This is a genomic window from Butyrivibrio sp. ob235 (genome assembly GCF_900109475.1).
Taxonomy (GTDB): Bacteria; Bacillota; Clostridia; order Lachnospirales; family Lachnospiraceae; genus Butyrivibrio.
Genome location: NZ_FOBE01000074.1, coordinates 1 through 1801 on the forward strand (window position 1 = coordinate 1; position 1801 = coordinate 1801).

General features: G+C 42.6%; 2 protein-coding genes. Both read left to right on the forward strand.

Annotated elements, in window-relative coordinates:
- Positions 1–90: 90 nt before the first annotated feature.
- Positions 91–1233 (forward strand): M20/M25/M40 family metallo-hydrolase, encoded by a 1143-nt coding sequence (locus tag BMW61_RS21460; protein ID WP_034444456.1) that lies wholly within the window; start codon positions 91–93, stop codon positions 1231–1233.
- Positions 1234–1451: 218 nt separating this feature from the next.
- Positions 1452–1801: hypothetical protein (locus tag BMW61_RS21465; RefSeq protein ID WP_139176519.1), on the forward strand; the 350-nt coding region annotated here is incomplete at its 3' end.

Consider the following 1801-nt stretch of genomic DNA (forward strand, 5'->3'; position numbering starts at 1 on the left):
TACAGTAGAAGGACCATTTCCCAAACGGTTGCCAAAACATGAACTGCCTGCAAAATAATATTTTTTAATAGCAATTAGAAAGATTAATCTATGAAACAGAATGACAAGAGAGTAATAGACAGATTTATAGAACTTGCGTTGGTAGACGGAGAATCATTTAATGAACGGATGGTTGCTGACTATCTTGTGGCGGAGTTTCAAAAGCTGGGAATAAAGCTTTGCGAGGATGATACAGCCGGTAAGATTGGAGGTAACTGCGGAAATCTATATGGATTTGCGGAGGGGCGGGGAAAGTATGCAGATTCTGAGCCTATTCTGTTCTGTGCACATATGGACACCGTAGCTCCGGGTAATAATAAAAAGATCATACTAAATGATGATGGAACCATCACAAGTGACCATACTACTGTCCTGGGGGCAGATGACAGGGTTGGTATAGCAGGTATTATCGAGGCATACACTGAAGTCTTGGAGGAAGAGCTGGATCATCCGCCAATAGAGTTTCTGTTTACAGTGGCAGAAGAGGTTTACGGTCTTGGAAGTGCAGCTCTTGATTATTCAAAGATTCGTTCCAGGATAGCTTTTGCTCCTGACTGCAGCGGAGAATACGGAGTCTATTCATCCTGCGAACCGACCCTCATTTCATTCGAAGTACATATAAAGGGCAAGGCCTCTCACGCAGGTTATGAGCCCGAAAAGGGAATAAATGCGATCGCAGTAGCTGCAGCTGCAATCAGCAGAATAAAGCAGGGATGGGCGGATGATCACACAACGCTGAATATCGGTACTATTGAAGGCGGAAGTGTGACCAACGCTGTTCCGGAAAACTGCCTCATAAAAGGTGAGATAAGAAGCGGTGTCCATGAAGATGCATATCAGACAATGGAATATGTGGAAAGCGTTTTTTCTGAAGAGGCGAAGAGTGCAGGTGCAGAGCTTTGTATAGATAAAAAAGAAAGAATCACCGTATACAGGAAAGATCCCGAAGCCCGGGCGGGAAGTGCTTTGGATAGGTATAAAAGAGCTTTAGGGAAGCAGGGCAGGGAAACATTGGCGAAGAAGTCCTATGGCGGAAGTGATATAAATTCTCTGATAAAACACGGGATGGACGGTCTTAATATATACGGTCCTATGTATAACATACATACAACTGAGGAATATACAACTGTTCAGGAAATAGTCAGCTTCGCAGAACTGCTTAAGATTCTTATGGTTCTGGATTGGACAGAATGATTGGGATATAGTTATCTTTCTTCACTGGTATTCGGAGCTGTACATGTTTTGGGATTTGATCCCTCATCGCCTGTTGCATGGGGACAGGCGGTCGCCAAAACACTGGAATCTTTATAATTGCTGCAATAAATGCAGTTCTGACGTTTATTGTGTGGAAGAAAGTCGGTAAGACTATTGATTTTGAAAAGATCAGACGAGAATGGTAAGGAGAATTGGTTATGGAAAACAAAAAAGTAAGGAAACATTCATTATGTGAAAAAAATGCTGTAATCGCAATGATACTGACAGTTCCTCTGGGTTTATTAACTCAATTGAGCGGCCAGCCACAGGGAGTAGCAAGCGCACTTATTGTCTCCGCTCTGTCCCTGGTTCTTCTGATCATTTATAATAAGTGGTTTTCGCCTGAATTTGATGGCGTGTTTAAGGCTCATGTTCCGGTAAAAGAGATACTTATGGTATCCTCTGCGATGGCAATCCTTATTATCGGATGCATAATCATAAATGCTATATATAGTGGACTTGCTTTCAAACCATCAGTTTCTTTCGTGTGCCTGGCACTAATGGCTGG